Source organism: Pseudomonas azotoformans, assembly GCF_900103345.1.
GTDB classification, from domain to species: Bacteria; Pseudomonadota; Gammaproteobacteria; order Pseudomonadales; family Pseudomonadaceae; genus Aquipseudomonas; species Aquipseudomonas azotoformans.
In genome coordinates, this window is sequence record NZ_LT629702.1 from 5,299,740 (window position 1) to 5,321,371 (window position 21,632).

20 protein-coding genes are annotated in these 21,632 nt (G+C 61.6%); 15 read left to right on the forward strand and 5 right to left on the reverse strand.

The window, feature by feature from the left end:
• Nucleotides 1-130: 130 nt before the first annotated feature.
• From BLR69_RS24050 to BLR69_RS24080, 7 genes are read left to right on the forward strand one after another with little or no spacing between them, the layout of a single operon-like run.
• Complete coding sequence (locus tag BLR69_RS24050) at nt 131-1,888, forward strand: carbamoyltransferase family protein (protein ID WP_034136622.1); 1,758 nt, start codon at nt 131-133, stop codon at nt 1,886-1,888.
• A complete protein-coding gene (locus BLR69_RS24055) occupies nt 1,872-3,002 on the forward strand; it encodes a glycosyltransferase (RefSeq protein ID WP_071497165.1) in 1,131 nt (376 codons plus the stop codon). Before BLR69_RS24050 ends, BLR69_RS24055 begins: the two co-directional genes overlap by 17 nt.
• Nucleotides 3,002-3,898 carry an antimicrobial resistance protein Mig-14 gene (locus BLR69_RS24060; RefSeq protein WP_071497166.1) on the forward strand — a complete coding sequence of 299 codons (897 nt, stop codon included), beginning with the start codon at nt 3,002-3,004 and terminating at the stop codon, nt 3,896-3,898. The genes BLR69_RS24055 and BLR69_RS24060 overlap by 1 nt, the downstream gene beginning before the upstream one ends.
• Nucleotides 3,895-5,307, forward strand: coding sequence for a PIG-L deacetylase family protein (locus BLR69_RS24065; protein ID WP_071497167.1), 1,413 nt, complete (start codon nt 3,895-3,897; stop codon nt 5,305-5,307). Before BLR69_RS24060 ends, BLR69_RS24065 begins: the two co-directional genes overlap by 4 nt.
• Complete coding sequence (locus BLR69_RS24070; protein ID WP_071497168.1) at nt 5,304-6,260, forward strand: glycosyltransferase family protein; 957 nt, start codon at nt 5,304-5,306, stop codon at nt 6,258-6,260. The genes BLR69_RS24065 and BLR69_RS24070 overlap by 4 nt, the downstream gene beginning before the upstream one ends.
• Before the next feature lie 51 nt (nt 6,261-6,311).
• Nucleotides 6,312-7,073, forward strand: coding sequence for a glycosyltransferase family 2 protein (locus BLR69_RS24075; RefSeq protein ID WP_071497169.1), 762 nt, complete (start codon nt 6,312-6,314; stop codon nt 7,071-7,073).
• Between the two features lie 47 nt (nt 7,074-7,120).
• Nucleotides 7,121-8,206 carry a glycosyltransferase gene (locus BLR69_RS24080; RefSeq protein WP_071497170.1) on the forward strand — a complete coding sequence of 362 codons (1,086 nt, stop codon included), beginning with the start codon at nt 7,121-7,123 and terminating at the stop codon, nt 8,204-8,206.
• Here the strand turns inward: BLR69_RS24080 and BLR69_RS24085 are convergent.
• Nucleotides 8,195-8,761: a BUD32 family EKC/KEOPS complex subunit gene (locus BLR69_RS24085; protein WP_172832139.1), complete on the reverse strand. Its 567-nt coding sequence runs from the start codon at nt 8,759-8,761 to the stop codon at nt 8,195-8,197. The genes BLR69_RS24080 and BLR69_RS24085 overlap by 12 nt on opposite strands.
• Nucleotides 8,762-8,908: 147 nt before the next feature.
• On the opposite strand from BLR69_RS24085, the gene BLR69_RS24090 reads away from it, so the two are divergent.
• From BLR69_RS24090 to BLR69_RS24115, 6 genes are all read left to right on the forward strand, one after another.
• Nucleotides 8,909-10,087, forward strand: coding sequence for an O-antigen ligase family protein (locus BLR69_RS24090; protein ID WP_071497172.1), 1,179 nt, complete (start codon nt 8,909-8,911; stop codon nt 10,085-10,087).
• Nucleotides 10,088-10,096: 9 nt separating this feature from the next.
• Nucleotides 10,097-11,905, forward strand: a complete 1,809-nt coding sequence (msbA, locus tag BLR69_RS24095; protein ID WP_071497173.1) for a lipid A export permease/ATP-binding protein MsbA — start codon at nt 10,097-10,099, stop codon at nt 11,903-11,905.
• Between the two features lie 153 nt (nt 11,906-12,058).
• Nucleotides 12,059-12,763 (forward strand): sulfotransferase family 2 domain-containing protein, encoded by a 705-nt coding sequence (locus BLR69_RS24100; RefSeq protein ID WP_071497174.1) that lies wholly within the window; start codon nt 12,059-12,061, stop codon nt 12,761-12,763.
• On the forward strand, nt 12,756-13,364 hold the full coding sequence (gene cysC, locus BLR69_RS24105; protein ID WP_071497175.1) for an adenylyl-sulfate kinase: 609 nt from the start codon (nt 12,756-12,758) through the stop codon (nt 13,362-13,364). The genes BLR69_RS24100 and cysC overlap by 8 nt, the downstream gene beginning before the upstream one ends.
• Before the next feature lie 103 nt (nt 13,365-13,467).
• Nucleotides 13,468-14,892, forward strand: coding sequence for a bifunctional D-glycero-beta-D-manno-heptose-7-phosphate kinase/D-glycero-beta-D-manno-heptose 1-phosphate adenylyltransferase HldE (gene hldE, locus BLR69_RS24110; RefSeq protein ID WP_071497176.1), 1,425 nt, complete (start codon nt 13,468-13,470; stop codon nt 14,890-14,892).
• Nucleotides 14,885-15,811, forward strand: a complete 927-nt coding sequence (locus BLR69_RS24115; RefSeq protein WP_071497177.1) for an NAD-dependent epimerase/dehydratase family protein — start codon at nt 14,885-14,887, stop codon at nt 15,809-15,811. The genes hldE and BLR69_RS24115 overlap by 8 nt, the downstream gene beginning before the upstream one ends.
• Nucleotides 15,812-15,921: 110 nt before the next feature.
• Here the strand turns inward: BLR69_RS24115 and BLR69_RS24120 are convergent, their stop codons facing one another.
• From BLR69_RS24120 to BLR69_RS24135, 4 genes are read right to left on the reverse strand one after another with little or no spacing between them, the layout of a single operon-like run.
• Complete coding sequence (locus BLR69_RS24120) at nt 15,922-16,881, reverse strand: metal ABC transporter ATPase (RefSeq protein ID WP_071497178.1); 960 nt, start codon at nt 16,879-16,881, stop codon at nt 15,922-15,924.
• A 41-nt stretch (nt 16,882-16,922) separates the two neighbouring features.
• Nucleotides 16,923-17,735 carry an aldo/keto reductase gene (locus tag BLR69_RS24125; RefSeq protein ID WP_071497179.1) on the reverse strand — a complete coding sequence of 271 codons (813 nt, stop codon included), beginning with the start codon at nt 17,733-17,735 and terminating at the stop codon, nt 16,923-16,925.
• Nucleotides 17,732-18,907: an NAD(P)/FAD-dependent oxidoreductase gene (locus BLR69_RS24130; protein ID WP_071497180.1), complete on the reverse strand. Its 1,176-nt coding sequence runs from the start codon at nt 18,905-18,907 to the stop codon at nt 17,732-17,734. Before BLR69_RS24130 ends, BLR69_RS24125 begins: the two co-directional genes overlap by 4 nt.
• Before the next feature lie 55 nt (nt 18,908-18,962).
• Nucleotides 18,963-19,298, reverse strand: coding sequence for a DMT family transporter (locus BLR69_RS24135; RefSeq protein WP_049710328.1), 336 nt, complete (start codon nt 19,296-19,298; stop codon nt 18,963-18,965).
• Nucleotides 19,299-19,399: 101 nt separating this feature from the next.
• Here BLR69_RS24135 and BLR69_RS24140 point away from each other — a divergent pair, with 101 nt between their 5' ends.
• Both BLR69_RS24140 and waaA read left to right on the forward strand, forming a co-directional pair.
• Nucleotides 19,400-20,290: a LysR family transcriptional regulator gene (locus tag BLR69_RS24140; RefSeq protein WP_071497181.1), complete on the forward strand. Its 891-nt coding sequence runs from the start codon at nt 19,400-19,402 to the stop codon at nt 20,288-20,290.
• Nucleotides 20,291-20,313: 23 nt separating this feature from the next.
• Nucleotides 20,314-21,591 carry a lipid IV(A) 3-deoxy-D-manno-octulosonic acid transferase gene (gene waaA, locus BLR69_RS24145; RefSeq protein WP_071497182.1) on the forward strand — a complete coding sequence of 426 codons (1,278 nt, stop codon included), beginning with the start codon at nt 20,314-20,316 and terminating at the stop codon, nt 21,589-21,591.
• The last annotated feature ends 41 nt before the right edge of the window (nt 21,592-21,632 follow it).

Consider the following 21,632-nt stretch of genomic DNA (forward strand, 5'->3'; position numbering starts at 1 on the left):
CTCGCCGCTAACAGCTTCCCGCCGCTTTTACGCTATAATCCCGCCCTTTAGCTGTTTCCCGCCCAGGCGGGAGGCACACTTTTTTCAGGCGCAACCCGCCTGCATGCAGACTAAAAGAGGCTAGACCCCTGTGGCATTGACGATTCTTGGCCTGTCCGGCGCCCTTAGCCATGATCCTTCCGCAGCCTTGTATATCGACGGCAAGCTGATCGCGGCCGCCGAAGAAGAACGCTTCGTACGTGACAAACATGCAAAGAACCGCATGCCCTACGAGTCGGCGAAGTTCTGCCTGGAGCAGGCCGGCATCAAGCCCTCCGACGTTGACGTGGTCGCGATCCCGTTCGCCCCGATCAGCCTGTTCGGCGAGGCGCGCTGGCACTACGCCAAGCGTTACTGGTATGCCCCGGACCGCGCCCTCGATGCGATCCTGATGGGCAACCGTCGCTACAAGCGTTATCGCAACAAGATCGTCTGGTGCCTGGAGCAACTGGGCTTCGATCCGAAGAAAATCAAGATCGAACCGGTTGAACACCACCTGGCCCACGCTTCCAGCGCCTACCACTGCTCCGGCTTCCAGGAGAAAACCGCGATCCTCGGTATCGACGGTAAAGGTGAGTACGCCACCACGTTCTTCGGCTACGGCGAGAACGGCAAGATCCACAAGATCAAGGAATTCTACGATCCGGACTCCCTCGGCGGCCTTTACGGCGCGATCACCGAGTTCCTCGGTTTCGAGATGCTCGACGGTGAGTTCAAGGTCATGGGCATGGCGCCGTATGGCGATGCCAGCAAGTACGATTTCTCGCGCCTGGCCTCCTTCGAGAACGGCGAGTTGGTGATCAACACCGACTATGCCAACGTCATCGGCCTGCGCCGTTACAAAGAGAAGGGCAAGGGGTTCTACTTCTCGCCAAAACTGATCGAGTGGCTGGGTCCCAAGCGCGAAGGCGACATCGCCGACGAGCCGTACATCCATTACGCCGCCAGCATGCAGGCGCTGTTCGAGAAGCTGGCCCTGCAGATGATCGACCACTACTTGGGCGACATCCTCAAGGACACCGGCAAGCTGGCCTTCGCCGGCGGCTGCGCGCTGAACGTCAAGCTGAACCAGAAAATCATTGCGCGTGACGACGTGAAAGAGCTGTTCGTGCAGCCGGCGTCCGGCGATGCCGGTACTGCCGTGGGGGCGGCGGCCTACGTGTCCCACGCCCGTGGCGTGCCGGTGGAGAAGATGGAACACGTCTACCTCGGCCCGTCCTACAGCAACGAAGACGTGATCGCCGCGTGCGCCAAGCATGAGAGCAAGCCGAACTGGCGCAAGATCGAGAACATGCCTCAGCGCATCGCCAAGATCATGGTCGATGGCAACCCGGTGGCCTGGTTCCAGGGCCGCATGGAGTTTGGCCCGCGTGCACTCGGCGGTCGTTCGATCATCGGTTGCCCAAGCGCCACCGGCGTGGCGGACCGCATCAACCATCAGATCAAGTTCCGCGAGCGCTGGAGGCCTTTCTGCCCGTCGATGCTCGACACCGTCGCGCCGCAGATGATCAAGGTCGACCACCCGGCGCCGTTCATGACCTTCACCTTTGAAGTGGCCGAAGAGTGGAAAACCCGTGTGCCGGAAGTGGTCCATGAAGATGGCACCTCCCGCGCCCAGGTGCTCAAGCGTGAGTACAACCCGCGCTACTACGACATGATGAAAGAGCTGGAAGTACTGACCGGCAACGGCGTGTCCCTGAACACCTCGCTCAACCGCCGTGGCGAAGCGATGATCTGCTCGCCGACCGACGCGCTGAACATGTTCTTCGGCTCCGACCTGCAGTACCTGATCATGGAAGACATCCTGGTCGTCAAGGACGGCGTGGACCCTTATGACGCGCTCGGCTGATCGCCACGTCCTGCAGTTCTGCCACGGCTATGACGGGCCGTTCCTGGACTGCGCGCGGCAGTACGCCAGTCTGTTCGCAGGCTCCGGCTACAAAGTGACCACGGTTTTCCTCACCGGGGTCGCCGACCCCGAGGTGGCCGCCGGTTGCGCCAGTGATGAAGTGCTGTTCATGGAATTCAGCTCCAAGGCCGTTCGCGGCCTCAAGCTTGGGGCTATTGCCGAGCTGCGCAAGATCGCAGCGTCGCGCAACTTCAGTTTCTGCATTGCCCACCGTTTCAAGCCGATCTACGTGGCCTTGCTGGCCACGCGGTTGCCGGTGATCGGTGTGCATCATGCCTTTGGTGATTACCAGCGCCGCAGCCGCAAGCTGTTTGCCGGCATTTTCCGCAAGCGCCTGAGCCTGCTCGGGGTGTCCGACGCGGTGCGTGACGATATGCGCCGTTGCCTGCCGGCCTGGCCGGCTGCGCGTATCCAGACGCTGTACAACCGCATCGATGTCGACGCCCTGCAGGCCATGCAGGTGCCGGTGGATGAGGCGCGTGATGCCCTGGGGCTGTCGCCGGACGAGTGGGTGGTCGGCAATGTCGGCCGCCTGCACCCGGACAAGGACCAGGCCACATTGCTCAAGGGTTTTGCCCTGGCGCTGCCGCACCTGCCGGAGCAAAGCCGCCTGGCGATCCTCGGCAGTGGCCGCCTGGAGCAGGACCTCAAGGAGCTGGCCCGGGAACTGGGCGTTGCCGACAAGGTGCTGTTCCTTGGTCAGGTGCCGGATGCGCGCCGGTATTTCCGCGCATTCGATGTTTTCGCACTGAGCTCCGACCACGAGCCGTTCGGCATGGTACTGCTGGAGGCCATGGCCGCTGGCGTGCCGTTGCTGGCCACGGCCTGTGGCGGGGCGAAGGAAGTGGTCGAAGGCGTCGGCATCCTGTTTCCCTTTGGTGACGCCGAGCACCTGGCCCAGGGGCTGCGACATCTGGCTGCAATGGATCGCCAGCAACAACGGCAGTGTGCCGAGATGATGCTGGAGCGCCTGCATGCGCGTTTCTCGGATCAGGCGGTACGCGATACCTTCTGGCAACTGCCGCACGTTATAGAACTGACCGCGGGGGCTTGATGCTCAATCGATTCCAAGGCTGGCGCGAGCGAGGCTGGTCCGTCGTTGACGCGCCTGTCTACGGCGACGCCTGGCAGCGTTTTGGCGGCAGCGTCGCCACCCATCCCCAGGTGATCGAACGCCTGGCGGGGCTTGCCGAGATCCCGGTGCGTTACCTGGCCTGGGAGCAGGGTGGCGAGCTTCAGGCGTGCATCGCCACCTGGGGACGCGACCTGGCTTTGTCCAAGGATGTGCTCAAACAGCGCGGCAAAAAGGGCTTGTTCGACCTGGGCAATGCCGAGCTGATCCTGCCGGCCGCCGCCGGGGCCAAGGCGCCGCTGCGCCAGCGCGCGCGCTACCTGTCGGTGTTGAACGAGGGCCGTTTCAATGGCCTCAAGCCCCAGGCCGAGCAACTGGCCATGGCGCGCACGCCGGAAGAACTGTCGAAGAAATTCCGCTACAACCAGCGCCGTGAACTGCGCCTGCTGGAAGAGGCGGGTGGCGTCGTGCGGCCGGTGGGTGAGTTTTCCAGCCAGGAGCTGGCGTCGATCTATTGCGATTTGTTCCTGCGCCGCTGGGGCTTTGTCGCCACGGGCGCCGAGCGTATGGCTGAGGTGATCGAGTTGCTGCGCGAGTGGCTGATCGGCTCGGTGATCTTTCTCAACGATGCGCCGATTGCGGTCCAGCTGGTGTACCGGGTCGAGTCGCCCGAGTGGATCAGCGTCGAATACGTCAACGGCGGTGTCGATCCTGAAACCCGTGCGTTCAGCCCGGGCAGTGTGCTGAGCTTCCTGAATACCCAGAGTGCCTGGGAACAGGCGCGTGAAGTCGGCAAGCCGTTGCGGTTTTCCTTCGGGCGTGCCGACCGCGAGTACAAGGACCGTTGGTGCAACCCTGTGCCGGTGCTGACCGTATGAGCCGCAAACAGCAATTGCTCAAGCGCCATCGGCGCAACAAGCGCATCGGCCTGTTGATTGGCTTGCTGCTGTTGCTGGTGATCGGCATCTGCGTGGCCTGGTGGTTGCCCTTGGTACTGGCCGTGCTGGCCTGGGTTGCCCATGAGGCCTGGTTTGCCGACCACCTGTTTTATGCGCCTGGCGAAGATTATCAATACCGTTTTTCGGCGGATGCCGAGGTGAGTGGGGTTCGCTTCGAGCGCGGGCGACTGCTGGTTGATTCGGCCCTGGAGGCCGATGCGACGCTGGTGTTGGCGATCCGGGTCAAAAGTGCTTGGTTGGGACGCCTGCTGGACCCTGCTGTCGAGATCCTGGGGGGCGAGAGTCCCGACCGCCAGGCCTTCGAGCGAGGCGTGAATGGCGTGCGTTATCTCAACCTCAGTGGTTTGGCCCCGGCCCTGATGGCCGGCGAGTTGCGTTTGCATGGGCGCTTTTGCCGATTGCTGGGCGCGCCCCGGCTCTGGGCCTGGGCCACTGCGGATTACACGGCGCAACGGATGATGGTCATCGCCCCCCATGCCGACGATGCCGAGCTGGCCGCATTTGGTCTTTACAGCCAGGCCGACAAGCCCTGGATCGTGACCCTCACCGCCGGTGAAATCGAAGCCGAGCACTATCAACAGATGGGCATGGACTCGGTCGAAGCCGCGCGCATCAAGGGGCGCCTGCGCGCCTGGGACAGCATTGCCGTGCCCCGCTGGGCCGGGGTGCCCGAGGCGCAGTGCGTGCAATTGGGCTACTTCTGCCTGCAATTGCCGGTGATGCGGGAGACACCGGATCAACCGGTGGCCTCCCGTGAGGCGGATTTGTCGGATATCCGCCTGTTCCGCCAGTTCAACCCGTTCCCGTTGCCGGCGGACCAGGATGGCCTGCCCACCTGGAACAACCTGCTGGCCGACCTGCGATACTTGTTGCTGATGGCGCGCCCCGAGGTGATTGTGCTGCCCCACCCGGTCCTCGACCCGCACCCCGATCACATCTGCGCGCACCAGGCGGTCACCGAAGCCTTGCATGGGTTGGAGTGGCAACCGACGACCATCCTGGGCTACGCCAACCACCTGCATGACAACGATCGTTGGCCCATGGGCGATGCGGGCACCGGCATTGCGTTGCCGCCGCAGTTCGATGATGCATTGGTGTTGTCACCCAGCAGTGTTTCATTGTCACTCGCGCAGCAGCGTGACAAGGCGATGGCATTGGGCATGATGCATGACCTGCAACCGGCACCGCCGTTCAAGCGCCGTGTACGGCGCTGGCTGCAGCGTGTCTTGGCGGGCCGTGCGCCGTCGCCCTATGGTGAGAACGAATTTTTCCGCAAGGCCGTACGACGGCACGAGTTGTTGTGGCGTTTGGGAAAGGATAAGTCATGAAAGTCTTGTTTCTGGTGCAGAAAGAACAGCGCGCCATCCTCGATCGCTTGTACGAAGGCATTGCCGAGCACTGCGAATGTGATACCCGCTGGTTGAGCAGCGACGAGCAACGCAACCTGCGTGCTTACTTCCGGCGCGAGGTCGATGTGACCCGTTACGACCGCATCGTGTTCTTCCTGCGCTTCAAGCAGGAAATCCGCCAGGTCGGGTTTATCCGCACGATCCCGAACCTGGTGATCCTCGAGCACGACGCTTACCAGAACTACATTCCCTGCAAGTACACCGGCAAGTTCAGCGCCCATTACCGGCGCCTGCCGTGGGCGCGGGTGATCAGCTCCGGTCACATGGTGACCGAGCGGCTGCGTGCCGAAGGTTTTGATGCGGTATTCGTGCCCAAGGGGTATGACCAGGCGCTGTTGCAGCCCCAGGACCGTGAGCGTGATATCGAGTTGGCATTTGTCGGCAGCACCAACAGCGTTGCCTATAGTGGTCGCAAAGCGTTGCTCGATGAGTTGGCAAAGGTTGAGCCGTTAGTAGTGACACGCACCAAATCCGGTGAGGAATACTGCGCGACCCTCAACCGCATTCGTTTTTTCGTCAGTGCCGATGTGGGCATGGGCGAATACATGATCAAGAACTTCGAGGCCATGGCCTGCGGTTGCGTATTGCTGGCGTTCGATCAGGGCGCAGAGGAAAACGCGGCCCTCGGGTTCGAGGACATGGTCAATGTGGTGTTCTACAAGGACATCCCGCAATTGCAGGAAAAGCTCGCTGTGTTGCGGTCGAATCCGCATTTGGCAGCCGACATTGCACGTAATGGGCAGGACCTGGCCGTCAACCAGTTCAGCTTTGCCCGTATTGGCCAGCGGATTGTCGAAGCGCTTGAGCCGCCCCTGCGGCCGCGCGCTCCATTGAATATGCTGGAGAAGTTGCGTCTGAAGCTGGGCGTTTAATGTCGGCTAATAGCTGAAAAATGATGGCTATGTGATACTATCGAGGCCTGAATGCAATTCTCCGATCAAAGCGATGTGACGCTCGTGGTGACCAGTTGTGGTCGCTTCGATTTGTTGAAGCGTACGCTCGAGAGCTTCGATCTGTTCAATACAGCGGACATACGCGAAGTCTTCATCACCGAGGACTCTGGCGATGAAGCTGTTCGCCTTGCGGTCCCAAAGCATTGGCGCAGTCATTGCACTTTCTTGATCAACCGCCCGAAGCTTGGGCAGTTGGCATCCATCGACTTGGCCTACGAGTCGGTCAAGACCTCCTACATTTTCCATTGCGAGGATGATTGGGCGTTTTATCGACCGGGTTTTGTCGAGGACTCCAAGACGATACTGGAGCAGCGCCCCGATATTCTGCAGGTCTGGTTACGCAATTATGTTTATGACTTGCAGGTACACAGCCCTTATATCCATCTGGGCGCGCGCGAGGTGATTGGCGGTGTGCCGTGTTATCCCCTGCTGTCCGACAAGCCCGAGTGGCAAGGTTTTTCACTGAACCCAGGGTTGCGACGCATCAAGGAGTATTGGTTGTGCGCGCCCTATGCCGGGTTTGAGGGTGAGAAGGGGCTTTCCAAGCGTTATGCGCAACTGAACCTGGGGGCCGTGACCCTGGAGGGTGATGCGGTGTTACATACCGGTTTCGGTCTGCATGTGGCGACCGCGCAGGAACGCCAGACCAAAGCGCGGCGCAAGCGGCGAGAGCGGATCAAGCTTGCGACCATGCTGATACTGGGAGCCGGTATCGGCTGGTTGATCCACTAGTTGCATTCGACAAGCCACTACAACGCTGCAAAAGGTCATTTTTACCGATGAGTATCCTCAACATCATGTGGGCCGGCGGTTCTGCATTTGCCTCGGTGCAGAAGGTCCATCAACAGATACTGTCCCACGCTATTTGTCAGGTGCCGGTCAGCACCTGGCTGCTTCAAGGCGGTGCGCAGAAAGGCGAGCCGGTGCGGGAGTGGCACTGTTCCTCGGCTCAGCTCAAGGGGCGGCACCTGTGGAAACTATGGGCGCCGCTGATGCGCGCGCGGTTTCACAAAGCGCTGCCCGAGGATCTGGAGATTGTGCTGCTGGATGGGGTCGGCGTTGCCCGGGTGATGTTGCCGGTGCTCAAGCGCTTGCCGCAGGTACGGGCCGTGGTTGTGTTTCACGGCGTCACGCGTTTGCGCCAGGCGGACCAGACGCTGTTCGACCAATTCCCGGCCTCACGTCTGACCCTCGCAGCCGTGTCGCAAACCCTGGCGGACACTTTGGAGCGTCACCTGCAACGCCCCGTCGCGGTGTTGCGCAGTGCCTTCGACCCTGTGGTTTTCCGTGCCGCTGCGCTTTCCCGAGAGCAGGCACGGACGCGCCTGGGCTTGCCGCTGGAAGGCTCGCATGTTGTGGGCGCGGTTGGGCGGCTGGTGGACGGCAAGGGGTTTGGTTGTTTGCTCGAAGCGTTTTCCGACGTGTCCATCCATCAACCGGATGCGCGCCTGGTAATTGTGGGTGAGGGCCCGGCAAGGTCGACCCTTGAGGCGCGTATCAAGGCGCTGGGCTTGCAAGGCAAGGTGTCGCTGCCGGGCCATCTGCCGGATGCGGCTACGCTTTACCGGGCCTTTGACTGGGTTGCCATTCCGTCGACACAGGAAGGTCTGGGGTTGATTCTGCAAGAGGCCGTCATGGCCGGTGTTCCTGTACTGGCCAGCGACCTGGCTGTGTTTCGCGAGCAACTGGCAGATGCCGGCTGGTACGCGCCGTCAGGCAACGTGCAGGCCTGGGGGCGGCTGGTAGAGCAAGCGTTCGCGGGCTCTGCCGAGGGGGTGCTTGAGGCTCAATCGCGGGCGCTGGCGCCGGAGCAGGCCTGGAAAGATTTCAGTGAAACCTCCCGACGCCTGTTTTCATGCCGCTAACAGCGCCTGCTCCAGTGCTTGCATTGGAAAGCGTTCGTTCAGCTTCTCGCGCGCAATATAGCGCGCGAAGTGCTGCAGGTTGCGCCGTGCGAGTTCCGGGTTAAGAGGTGCGCGAAAAAAGCGCATATCAGCCACATCGATCAGGCCCATTTCGTTGTCAGGTGTGACCACGATATTGCCCAGGTGCAGGGAGCGAAAGTAGATGCCTGCACCATGCAGGCGGCGAATGAGTGCCACCAGCGGGTCGAGATTCGTTTGCCAGTCAAAGCCGTCTTTGTTGGAGATCTGACGCAGCGTTTCCCCTGGCAGTGGGCGATACAGCACAGCCGTCATGCCGGGCGCAGCCAATTGATAGAACGCCAGTACGGTCAAGGTGGGGATGCCACGCTGTTGCAGCTGCGCCACGTTATCGATGAAACGTTTGGAGTAAGGACGAAACAGTGCCGAGGAAAACAGGCGTTTACGGCGAAACAGTTTAAGGATGTTCCCGTCTGCCAGCAGGTAGACTTTAGGGCCGTAGCTGTCCTGTTCGAGGATCTTGGCGCCTTCAATCATCGTGGTTAAATCGGCTTGGGGAAGCCTTGAACATTGCATCGTCGGAAAGCCTTGTGGGGGTAGCGGGCACAGTGATCGGCAATAATGCCGAAAGTTTTGGGTTTTAACCATGCCGGTTGGCAGGTTGGACGTATTCAGGAGCGGGTGATGCAAGCAAGTCGTTGGGCGCAGGTATGGATGATTTTCGGGTTACTGTGGTTTTTGCTGGCGATCGCCTTCGCGCCTACCAACAAGATTTATCAACAAGGCTTGACCCTCTTTCTGTGGCTGCCGGCCATGGTGTTTGCCTGGTCGGCGCGTGAGCGACTCGTGGAAGTCTGGCGTGAACAGCGCTGGATGTGCCTGATGATTGCGGCGCTCGCGGTCTGGGGCTCGATCAGCTTGCTGTGGACCAATGTCGAAGACCCTTCGCGTGAGGCCAAGCGGCTGCTGTATATCGGTGTGTTCCTGCTGTTTTTCCCGGTGTTCGCCTGCGGGCAGGCCGAGCGTGTCATTCGTGTGATGCAGTGGGGCGGTTTCGGGCTGGCTCTTTCTTCGCTGGTGGCGATCGTCAAGTTTTATGGCGTTGAGCATAATGCCTGGTTCGCCCGCCTTGAAGGTCTGGGGCAATTGGCCCACCCGATCCTGGGAGCCTATGTGATAGGCCTGGCTGCGGTCTGGCTGCTGCATTGGTTGCCGCGGGGGCGTTGGATGCAAGTGGCATGGGTGCTGTCCATCGCGCTTCTCGGGTTGTTCGTGGTGCTGAGCCAAAGCCGAGGTGCGGCACTGGCATTGCTGTTGACGGTGGTGGCGATGCCGGCGTGGTGCCGCGACCGACGTACCGCAGTGATCGCCATGGGGGCTGTGGTAGCGGCGCTGGCGGTGTTCTTCGCCATGCAATCGTTGATGCTTGCTCGCGGTGTCTCTTATCGGCCACAGATCTTCCTGTCTTCCATGCAGATGATCGCTGAGCATCCGTGGGCTGGCCTGGGGTTGGGGGGCGATTACAAAGTGTTGGCTGATGGCATTTATTTCGACCATGCCCACAACCTGTTTTCCCATGTCGCCATCGAACTGGGCCTGCCTGGCCTGCTGCTCTGGTGCGGACTGTGGTTTGGCGTGCTGTGGCAAGCCTGGAAGGCCCGCGATACGCTCTACGGCAAAGGTATCATCGGCATGTGGGTGTTTTCGTTCCTGGCCATGCAGTTCGATGCGGCGAGCCTGACGGGAACCCCGCGGGCCGAGTGGTTTATCTCGTGGCTGCCAATTGCGCTGGCCAGTGTTCTGGTCTGGGCTCGGGCCAATCCCGACGCATGTGATAAAGTTCGCGTCCTACCCAATCAGTGAGCTCGACACATGAGTGACGCACCGCCCAAAGCGGACCAGGAATCCAGCCTGAAAATCTATCTCCGGCTGCTGGGCTATGTGAAACCGTACATCGGCATGTTCCTGCTGAGTATCGTGGGCTTCGTGATCTTTGCTTCCACCCAGCCGATGCTCGCCGGGATCCTCAAGTACTTCGTGGATGGCTTGAGCAACCCGGACGTGGTGTTCATGCCCAAGGTCCCGTTCTTCAAGGACCTGAAATTGCTGATGGCCGTGCCGCTGCTGATCATCCTGATTGCCGCGTGGCAGGGCCTGGGCTCGTTCCTGGGCAACTACTACCTGGCCAAGGTCTCCCTCGGCCTGGTGCATGACCTGCGGGTCCAGCTGTTCAACAAGTTGCTGGTGCTGCCCAACCGTTACTTTGACACGCATAACTCCGGACACCTGATTTCCCGCATCACCTTCAACGTGACCATGGTCACCGGCGCCGCCACGGATGCGATCAAGGTCGTGATCCGCGAGGGTTTGACGGTAGTGTTCCTGTTTGGCTACCTGCTGTGGATGAACTGGAAGCTGACCTTGGTGATGCTGGCGATCCTGCCGCTGATCGCCGTGATGGTCGGCAGCACCAGCAAGAAATTCCGCAAGCAGAGCAAGAAGATTCAGGTGGCGATGGGCGATGTCACCCACGTGGCCTCGGAGACCATCCAGGGCTACCGCGTGGTGCGCAGCTTTGGTGGCGAAAGTTATGAGGAGCGCCGTTTTGCCGCGGCCAGCCAGGGCAACACCGACAAGCAACTGCGCATGAACAAGACCGGCGCGGTCTACACGCCAATGCTGCAGTTGGTGATCTATACCGCCATGGCGACATTGATGTTCCTGGTGCTGCTGCTGCGTGGCGATGCCACGGCGGGAGACCTGGTGGCCTACATCACTGCGGCTGGCCTGCTGCCCAAGCCGATCCGCCAGCTGTCGGAAGTCAGCTCGACGATCCAGAAAGGCGTGGCCGGTGCCGAAAGCATCTTCGAGCAACTGGATGAAGAGCCGGAAGTCGACAGTGGCACCGTGGAGCGTGATCGCGTCAGCGGCCGCCTCGACGTGCGCAACCTGAGCTTCACCTACCCAGGTGCCGAGCGCGAAGTGCTGAAGAACATCAGCTTCACCGCGGAGCCTGGACAGATGATCGCCCTGGTCGGGCGTTCCGGCAGCGGCAAGTCCACGCTGGCCAGCCTGATTCCGCGTTTCTACCACCACGAAACTGGAGAAATCCTGTTGGACGAGGTGGAGATCGAGGACTACCGCCTGCGCAACCTGCGCCGACATGTGGCCCAGGTGACCCAGCACGTCACGCTGTTCAATGACACCGTGGCCAACAACATCGCCTACGGCGACCTGGCGGATGCGCCGCGTGAGGACATCGAAAAAGCCGCCGCTGATGCCTATGCCATGGACTTCATTGCCGAGTTGCCCAAAGGCCTGGACACCGAAGTCGGTGAGAACGGCGTGCTGCTGTCCGGCGGCCAGCGGCAGCGCTTGGCCATCGCCCGTGCATTGCTGAAAAATGCCCCGCTGCTGATTCTGGATGAGGCGACGTCGGCACTCGACACCGAGTCCGAGCGTCACATTCAGGCCGCGCTGGACAAGGTCATGAAAGGCCGCACCACCCTGGTGATCGCACACCGTCTGTCCACCATCGAGAAAGCCGACATGATTCTGGTGATGGACCACGGCGAAATTGTCGAGCGTGGTACACATATGGAACTGCTGGCCATGGGCGGCTATTACTCGCGCCTGCACGCCATGGGTCTGGATGAGCCGGTAACGGCGAATATCACCTGATGTACCGGGGCGCGCAATGCGCCCCGGTATTTGTATCAGGATCCTTACCCAGCTTGACCAAAACCAAATAATCCGCGACCTGTCGTTTGTTATGTTGGCCCTCTCGATTCGAATGACGAACGAGAGGGCTAACCTTCTTGCGTGGGTAATGGAATGTTGCAACGTCTGCTCTGGAAATTGCTTCCCAAGCCCCAAAGGGTGTTTTTGCTGGGGCGGTTGTCGGTAGTGGATCGCCAGGCTGTGAATAAATCCCTGTCTGGATATGCCACCCTCAATCCGGCTTTCGAACGACACAAATGCGTGTTTATCCATGTGCCCAAATGCGCGGGAAGCAGTGTTTGCTCGGCGTTGCTCGATGGGCGTTGGCCGGGGCACCTGCCGTATTACTGGTACCAGCAGCAATTTCCCGAGCACTGCGAGCGCAGCTTCAAGTTTGCCTTCGTGCGTGACCCGCTGGAGCGTGCCTACTCGGCCTATACCTACTTGCGCAGCAATCATATGGGCGGTCGTGACCTGCATGCCCAGGCGCTGGTTTCCAGCTATCGTGACTTTGATCACTTCGTCGCCGGCTGGCTGCACCCCGACAATCTGCGGCGCCAACTGCACTTTGCCCCCCAGACTGATTTCCTGGTGGATCAGGTGGGCCACATGGCCATGGATTTCCTGGGGCGCCAAGAGTCCCTGGAGCAAGACTTCCGGCACCTGTGTGAGCGTCTCGGCGTGACTACATTCCTGCCACATCTCAATATTTCACTGGGTCGGCGCAACGAGCCGGTCAGGGATTTCTGCACCCTGCGCACACGCCGACTGGTCCGGCGTGCCTATCAACGTGACTATGAGGTCCTGGGTTATGAATAGTCCGTCGCTTGTCAGTGGTTCTGCTTCCATCCGTCCCTTTGGCTTGTCGTTGTCGGCGGCTGCGCGGGCGGCGCTCAAGCACCAGCAGCCTTGTTGTGTATGGCTGACGGGGCTGTCCGGGTCGGGCAAGTCGACCCTGGCCAATGCCCTGGAAGTGCGGCTCAACGAGCAAGGGCGGCACACCTTTGTGCTCGATGGCGATAACTTGCGCACGGGGTTGTGCAACGACTTGGGCATGAGCGATACGGCGCGCAAGGAAAACATCCGGCGTATCGGCGAAGTGGCGCGGTTGATGGTGGACGCGGGATTGATCGTGATTGTTTCGGCGATATCTCCGTTCAGCGCCGACCGTGCGACCGCCAAAGCGCTGTTCGGGCCGGGGCAGTTCTTTGAGGTTTACATCAGCACGCCGTTTGACGTGTGTGCCCGACGCGACCCCAAGGGTTTGTACCGCGCGGCCCTGGAAGGGCGCATCAAGGCCTTCACCGGGCTGGACAGCCCTTATGAAGCGCCGCTATGCGCCGATTGCAAAATCAACACCGATGAGGTCGAGCTGGCTGACGCAGTCGAGCTGATTCTGGCGGTTCTGTTCAAAAAATGATCAGGTGCGGCCCCTGATGCGTCCTGGATAAAGCTCACGAACTAGGCGGCGCTCACCCTGTGCTAATATCGCGCCCCTGTTCATTTTGTATGTGGGTTGCTCCATGAAGTTGTCCATGCCGCGATTCGATCAAGCCCCTGTCTTGGTGGTCGGCGATGTCATGCTCGACCGTTACTGGCATGGTGGTACCTCACGGATTTCCCCTGAGGCGCCGGTGCCGGTCGTCAAGGTCGAGCAAATCGAAGACCGTCCAGGTGGCGCTGCCAACGTTGCCCTCAATATTGCCGCGCTCGGCGCCCCGGCCTCGCTGGTCGGCGTGACCGGCGACGACGAAGCCGCCGACAGCCTGGCCAACAGCCTGCGCGGTGCTGGCGTGCGTGCGCTGTTCCAGCGCATCGCCCACCAACCGACCATCGTCAAGCTGCGGGTGATGAGCCGTCACCAGCAATTGCTGCGTATCGATTTTGAAGAACCCTTCGCCACCGACGCCCTGGCCCTTAGCGGCCAGGTCGATCAGTTGCTTGAAGGTATCAAGGTGCTGGTGTTGTCCGACTACGGCAAAGGCGCCTTGAAGAATCACCAGGAACTGATCCAGGCCGCCAAGGCCAGGGGCATTCCGGTATTGGCTGATCCCAAGGGCAAGGACTTCTCGATTTATCGCGGAGCCAGCCTGATCACGCCCAATCTCAGTGAGTTCGAAGCCATCGTTGGCGGTTGCGCCGATGAGCACGACCTGGTGACCAAGGGCGCGGCGCTGATGGCCGACCTCGACCTCGGCGCCTTGCTGGTGACCCGTGGCGAGCACGGCATGACCCTGCTGCGCCCCGGCCACCCGGCGATGCACTTGCCGGCACGCGCCCGTGAAGTGTTCGACGTCACCGGCGCCGGTGACACCGTGATTTCCACCCTGGCTGCCTCGATTGCCGCCGGTGAGGAACTGCCCCACGCCGTGGCCCTGGCCAACCTGGCTGCGGGCATCGTGGTGGGCAAGCTGGGTACCGCTGCCATCAGCGCGCCTGAATTGCGCCGTGCAATTCAGCGCTCCGAAGGCTCGGAGCGGGGCGTGCTGACCATCGAGCAGTTGCTGCTGGCGATTGACGATGCTCGCGCTCACAACGAAAGCATCGTGTTCACCAACGGCTGCTTCGACATCCTGCACGCCGGTCACGTGACCTACCTGGAACAGGCCCGCGCCCAAGGCGATCGCCTGATCGTCGCGGTCAACGATGACGCTTCGGTCAGCCGCTTGAAAGGCCCTGGCCGTCCGATCAACAGCGTCGACCGGCGCATGGCCGTGTTGGCCGGTCTGGGGGCTGTGGACTGGGTGATCAGCTTCCCTGAAGCGACCCCGGAAAACCTGCTGGCCCAGGTCAAGCCGGACGTGCTGGTCAAGGGCGGTGACTATTCCGTCGACCAGGTCGTGGGGGCTGATATCGTCAGTGCCTACGGCGGTAAGGTCAAAGTGCTGGGCCTGGTCGAGAACAGCTCGACCACCGCCATTGTCGAGAAGATCCGCAACAATGAATAAGCAGGTTCTTGTCACCGGCGGCGCGGGCTTTATCGGCTCGCACCTGGTCGATGCGCTGCTCGCCAAAGGCTACGGTGTGCGGGTGCTGGATAACCTGTCCACCGGCAAGCGCAGCAACCTGCCGTTGAACAATCCGCGCGTCGAACTGCTGGAAGGCGATGTGGCCGATGCCGAGCTGGTCGCCCGTGCCGCTGTCGGCGCAGCCGCGGTGGTGCACCTGGCAGCGGTGGCCTCGGTGCAGGCGTCGGTGGATGATCCGGTCAGCACGCACCAGAGCAACTTCATCGGCACCTTGAATGTGTGCGAAGCCATGCGCAAGGCCGGTATCAAGCGCGTGGTTTATGCCTCCAGCGCTGCGGTATACGGCAACAATGGCGAAGGCGCTTCCATTGACGAAGCCACCACCAAGGCGCCGTTGACACCCTATGCGTCCGACAAGTTGGCCGGCGAGCACTACTTCGATTTCTACCGTCGCCAGCATGGCCTGGAGCCGGTGATCTTCCGCTTCTTCAATATCTTCGGGCCGCGCCAGGATCCGTCCTCGCCGTATTCCGGTGTGATCAGCATCTTCAGCGAGCGGGTGCAGCAGGGCGTACCGATTGCCGTGTTTGGCGATGGCGAGCAAACCCGCGACTTCATGTACGTGGGCGACCTGGTGGACTTGTTGGTGCAGGCGATTGAAGCGCCCGAGGCGCCATTGGGTGCAATCAATGTTGGCTGGAACCGCACCACGACGCTCAAGGATGTGCTGCAAGCCTTGGAAGACATCGTCGGCAAGCTGCCCGAGGTGACTTACGGGCCGGCCCGCTCCGGGGATATCCGGCATTCGCGGGCGAACAACCAGCGGTTACTGGCGAGTTTTACCCTGCCCGAGCCCACTCCTTTGAAGGTAGGCCTGGAGCACTTGCTCAAAGGCTGACGCGATGTGTAGTGAGCGGGCTTGCCCCGCGCTGGGCTGCGTAGCGGCCCCAAAAAATCAGGAGCGCTACGCACTCCAGCGCGGGGCAAGCCCGCTCACAACAGCGTGATTCAGGCCTTGGTTTTTTTCTTGGGTACGATCTTGCGCAGCACCCTTTGGGCCAGGCGCTTCAATTTCGACTCTTTCTCAGGCTCAGCCAGGCCTTGCTGGCGCAGCCAGTCCTTCCAGCGAATCCGCTCCTCACGCACCAGCCAGCCTTCCTGCTGGGCGAAGCTTTCCGCCAGGTACAAACCCCGCGTGCTCGCCGGGTACAGCTGGTCTTTCTTGACGGTGTAGAGCTCGGCCAGGGGCTGGCCGTCTTTCAATGGCATCAGGTACAGGTCCGGGCGCTGGCGGTCGAGGCGGGCGACCAGTTGATCACCTTCGAGGCGCTCGTCCACATGGAACAGGCTCAGGGATTTGGCTTCCTTGGGCACTTCCAGGCGCAGGTCGTAGATCAATTGCAGCGAGGCAGTTGGCAGGTGCACGTAGGCGCGCGGGCGTTCGATCAACTGGGTGGTGGCGCAGCGCACCGGGCGAGCCGCACCGGACAGCGGGCTGAGACGAAAGGGCAGGGCTTCGCGGTAATGCAGCGCGGAGGCATAGGGCGCCGGCAGCCAGGTGTCGTTGAAGCGCCCGCCCAGCCAGCCTTCCGGCGTTTCCAGCAGGCACTCTTCGGCAATTTCCTGGATGGCAGTGTGCAGCGGCAGGTTCAGCTCATGGGCAGGCACGTAGCCGGAGATCAGCTTGAGCACCACGTCGCCACGGTCCTGGCGGCGCTGGCGCACCAGCACCCAGTAATCCTTGTTTTGCCAATGCAGGGTCAGGCGCACCGACACGCCAAGGTTGGCCAGCTCCAGGGCGAAACGCTCGGGGTCCGGTACATCGACCGGCTTGCGCCGTTGCAGGGTCTGGGCAAAGTTGAGCGGCATGCCGACGCTCTGGTAGCTCAGGCCTTCGGGGGTGGCTTCGACGTGCAGCGGCAGTGTCTTGAAGTTGCTGGGGTTTTTTCTTATGAGCGTTCGCGGCATGTCGGCTCCTTCTTGCGACGGGGTCGGCCGCGTCGGCGGCATCAGAGTTGACGAATGACCTGGGCAGCGGTCGCCACGTTATGGGCCAGGTGCAGCGGGTTAATGGTCCCGACAATAGCACTGGCGACGCCCGTTTGCGCAAACAACAACATGAAACTGGCACGAATTGGATCCATTCCCGGCTCCAGGCAAACGTGGCCGCTGGCCAAGGCCTTTTTCACCAGGATGCCCTTGCCGTGGGCCGCCGCATATTCAATGACGGTTTTCTCGGCCTGTTCGTTCAAATTGTAGGTGACCATCGCGCAATCGCCCTGTTCCAGAGCCTTCATACCGCCCTCGACGGTTTTTCCGGAAAAGCCGAAGCCACGGATCTTGCCTTCCTGTTTCAACGCCGCCAGGGTCTGGTAGACCTCGCAGTCATTGAGGATATGCAGGTCGTTACCGTCAGAGTGCACCAGCACCAGGTCGATAAAATCGGTTTCAAGTCGTTTCAGACTGCGCTCGATCGACACCCGGGTGTGGGCCGCGCTGAAGTCGTGGCTCGACGCACCGTTCTCAAACTCTTCGCCGACTTTACTGACGATCACCCAATCTTTGCGCTGGCCGCGCAGCAGCGGCCCCAGGCGTTCTTCGCTCATGCCGTAGGCTGGCGCAGTGTCGATCAGGTTGATGCCCAGTTCGCGGGCCTGGCGCAACAGCATGCGCGCTTCGTCGTCAGCGGGGATCTGGAAGCTGCTGGGGTATTTCACCCCTTGGTCGCGGCCCAGCTTGACGGTGCCCAGGCCCAGCGGTGACACCAACAGGCCAGTGCTGCCCAAGGGGCGATGCAGGTCGTGCAGGGTAGGCAGGCTCATGGCAACAGTTGCTCCCAGGCAGGTGCGCCAATGGCGGGTTTTGGCAGGTCGGGTAGAGGTTCGGTGGTGCTTGGGCGGATACCGTCACGTTCCAGGCTATTGATCACTCGATCGGCGAAGTCCGGCGCCAGCGCCAGCTTGGTCGGCCAGCCCACCAGCAGGCGGTCTTGCTCGGCGACAAAGGCATTGTCGGGGCGGGTCAGGCCCGATTGCAGGGGCTCGGCACGGTCGACGCGCAGGGTGGCCCACTGGGTCTGGCTCATGTCGATCCACGGCAGCAATTGCGCCAGCTCTTTTTGCGCCGTGGCGATCTGTTCCTGCGGCGTGCGCGCCACACCATCGGCTTCGGCAATATCGCCGCCCATGTACCACACCCAGTTGCCATCGGCGGCCGGGTGAGTGGTGACGGTGATGCGTGGCTTGGTGCCGCCGCCCAGGCAGTGGGCATACAGCGGCTTGAGGCCGGGGCCCTTGGCGATGATCATGTGCAAGGGGCGTTTTTGCATGGCTGGCTGGCTGATACCCAGCGTGGTCAGCAGATCCGCCGTACCGGCGCCGGCACTCAACACGATGCGCTGGGCGCGGATCTCGCGACCGTCCACCCTCAAGCCCACCAGCGTGTCGCCCTCCAACAAAGGTTCTATGTGCTGGCCGGCGAGCAAACCATCGCCAGCCAGTTGGGCCAGTCGTTCGATCAGGCTCGGTACATCGATGACCAGCTCCGCCAGGCGATAGACCTTGCCCTTGAAGCGGCGGTCTTGCAGCGCCGGCGGCAAATCGTCGCCTTTGACTTGGTCGACACGGCCACGCACCGCCTTGCTGGCGAAGAAACTGGTGAGGTTGCCGGCAAGCGTGCCGGGGGACCACAGGTAATGCGCCTCAGACAACAGGCGCACGCCGCGCAGGTCCAGCTCGCCGTTACCCGCCAGTGCTTCGCGCCAGCGGCGCGGCATATCGGCAATGGCTTCAGAGGCGCCGGTGATCGCGCCATGCAGGGCGTATTTCGCACCGCCGTGAATGATCCCCTGGGACTTCACGCTTTGCCCGCCACCCAAGGTGGCGTTTTCCACCACCACCGTGGAAAACCCCTGGCGGCGCAGGCGCGCATTCAGCCAGAGGCCGGCAACCCCGGCGCCGACTATCAGAACGTCGGTGGAAATAACGGATGGCATGGGCGACCTCAGTGTTCAAGACAAGAGGCGCAGTATACAGGCTGTTGAGGAGTGGTCAGTGCCCGGCGGTTTTCGAGAACAGCTGAATCACCACCACGCCCAGCACAATCAGGCCCATCCCCAGCATCGCCGGAATATCCAGCTTCTGCCCGTAGATAAACAACGCCGCGATGCTGACCATCACAATGCCCATTCCAGCCCACACCGCGTAGGCCACGCCCACCGGTACGGTGCGCACCACCAGCGTCAGCATCCAGAACGCCACGCCGTAGCCGACGATCACCAGCAGCAGGGGGATGGGCGTGCTCCAGCCCTTGATGGCTTTCATGGAAACGGTGGCGATCACTTCCGAGCAGATGGCGATAGCCAGGTAGTAGTAGGCGGCATTCATGGGGCAGTCCTCGGGTAAAGCGATCAGTTAAGGCTGGCATTCTAGAGTTTAATCAGATGGGGTAAAGTCATTACCTATCCGAATTAGAGATGGGTTGAGCCATGAGCGTGCAGTGGGATCTGGAACAGATGCGCCTGTTTGTCAGCGTCGCCGAGCAGCGTTCGTTTTCGGCGGTGGCGCGCCAGCAGCGCAAGGCTCAATCGGCGGTCAGCAATGGGATTGCCATGCTGGAGGCGGACCTGGGCGTCAGCCTGTTCGAGCGCAGCAGCGGCCGCCAGCCCCGGCTGACCGAAGCTGGCAGCGTGTTGTTGGAGGAAGCACGCGAAGTATTGCGCCAGTGCGAGCGGCTCAATGGCCGGGCACTGTCATTGACCCGTGGTGAGGAAGCGTGCCTGCGCCTGGCCCAGGATGAAGCCATGTTGTTCCAACCGGTGCTCGACAGCCTGGAGGCGTTGGCGGGCCAGTACCCATTGCTGGAGGTGCAGTTGTCCAGCGCGGCCCAGGGTGATGTGGCGCGCAAGCTGGTGGAGCGCAAGGCTGACCTGGGCCTGCTGTTCTATCACGACCAGATCCCTGAAGCCCTGGAGCGGCGCGTGGTTGGCAGCGTGGAGATGGTCACGGTATGCGGGGTGAACCACCCGTTGGCCAAGGAAACCTATGTAACGTGCCAGCACCTGGCGCAGTTCCGCCAGTTGCTGATGTCGACCCAGACCAGTGTCTACCCCGGCAGCGAAGCCGCCAGCCCGCTGGTGTGGCGCGCCGACAGTTTCTACGTGTTGGCCGAATGGCTGATGAGTGGCCTGGGCTGGGCCTGGCTGCCCCGGCATATCGTGCAGTACCCGACCTACCAGCAACAGATGGTCGAACTGGACAGCGAATGGACGCCGCCGGCTCTGGTGGTCGAGTTGGTCTGGCGGCGCGACGAGCATCTGGGGCCGGCGGCGCGCTTCCTGGCCAAACGATTTGCCGAGTGCTTGCAGGCGATCGGCTGAAAAAGCCGATAAACTCCGCCGCCATGAATAGAACTCTCTACAGCTGTCTGTTTTACCTGGCGCTGCCCTTGGTGGCTTTACGTCTGTGGCTGCGCGCGCGCAAGGCGCCGGCCTATGCCAAGCGCGTCGGCGAGCGCTTCTCCTACGGCTTGCCGGTGATGCAGCCAGGCGGGATCTGGGTGCATGCCGTGTCGGTGGGCGAAAGCATTGCCGCCGCGCCGATGGTGCGCGGCTTGCTCGAGCGTTATCCGACGCTGCCGATCACCGTCACCTGCATGACGCCGACCGGGTCCGAGCGCATCCAGGCGTTGTTCGCCAATGAACCGCGAATCCAGCACTGCTACTTGCCGTATGACTTGCCGTGCGCGGCCAAGCGATTCCTGGATCGCGTACAGCCCAAGCTTGCGGTGATCATGGAAACCGAGCTGTGGCCCAATCATATCCACGCCTGCGCCCAGCGCGGGATTCCGGTGGCATTGGCCAATGCACGGTTGTCGGCACGTTCGGCCAAGGGCTATGCGCGCTTTGCCAGGCTGACCGCGCCGATGCTGTCGGAAATGAGCCTGTTCGCAGTGCAGACGCAAACCGAAGCCCAGCGCTTCCTGGATTTGGGCGCTCGGCCGGAAACCGTCGAAGTCACCGGCTCGATCAAGTTCGACCTGACCATCGATCCCCAGTTGCCGGTACGCGCCGCCGCGTTGCGCGCGCAATGGGGCGCCAGCGAGCGTCCGGTGTGGATTGCCGCGAGTACCCATGAGGGTGAAGATGAGGTGGTGCTGGCGGCCCATCGCCAACTGCTCGACAGCTACCCCAACGCCCTGTTGATTCTGGTGCCGCGCCATCAGGAGCGCTTCGGCCCGATGTTCGAACTGTGCGAGCAGCAGGGTTTTGCCACGGTGCGTCGCTCCAGTGGCGAACCCGTCAGTGCGAGCACGTCGGTACTGCTCGGCGACACCATGGGCGAGTTGCTGTTTCTCTACGCCTTGGCCGACAGCGCCTTCGTAGGCGGCAGCCTGGTGGCGACCGGTGGGCACAATCCACTGGAACCGGCGGCGCTGGCGTTGCCGGTGATCATGGGTCCACATGTGTTCAACTTCCTCGAAATCACCGCGATGATGCGTGACGCCGGGGCGTTGAGATCAGTGGATGACGCAGAAGGATTGGCCGAAGCCGTGCGCCAGTTGTTCGAACTGCCGCAGGATGCGCGCAAGATGGCGCAGGCGGGGCTCAAGGTGATGCAGGCCAACCAGGGCGCGTTGAAGCGTTTACTGGATGGGTTAGGTCGACTGCTGACTGACTGAATCACCACCTGACTCAATGTGGGAGGGGGCTTGCCCCCGAT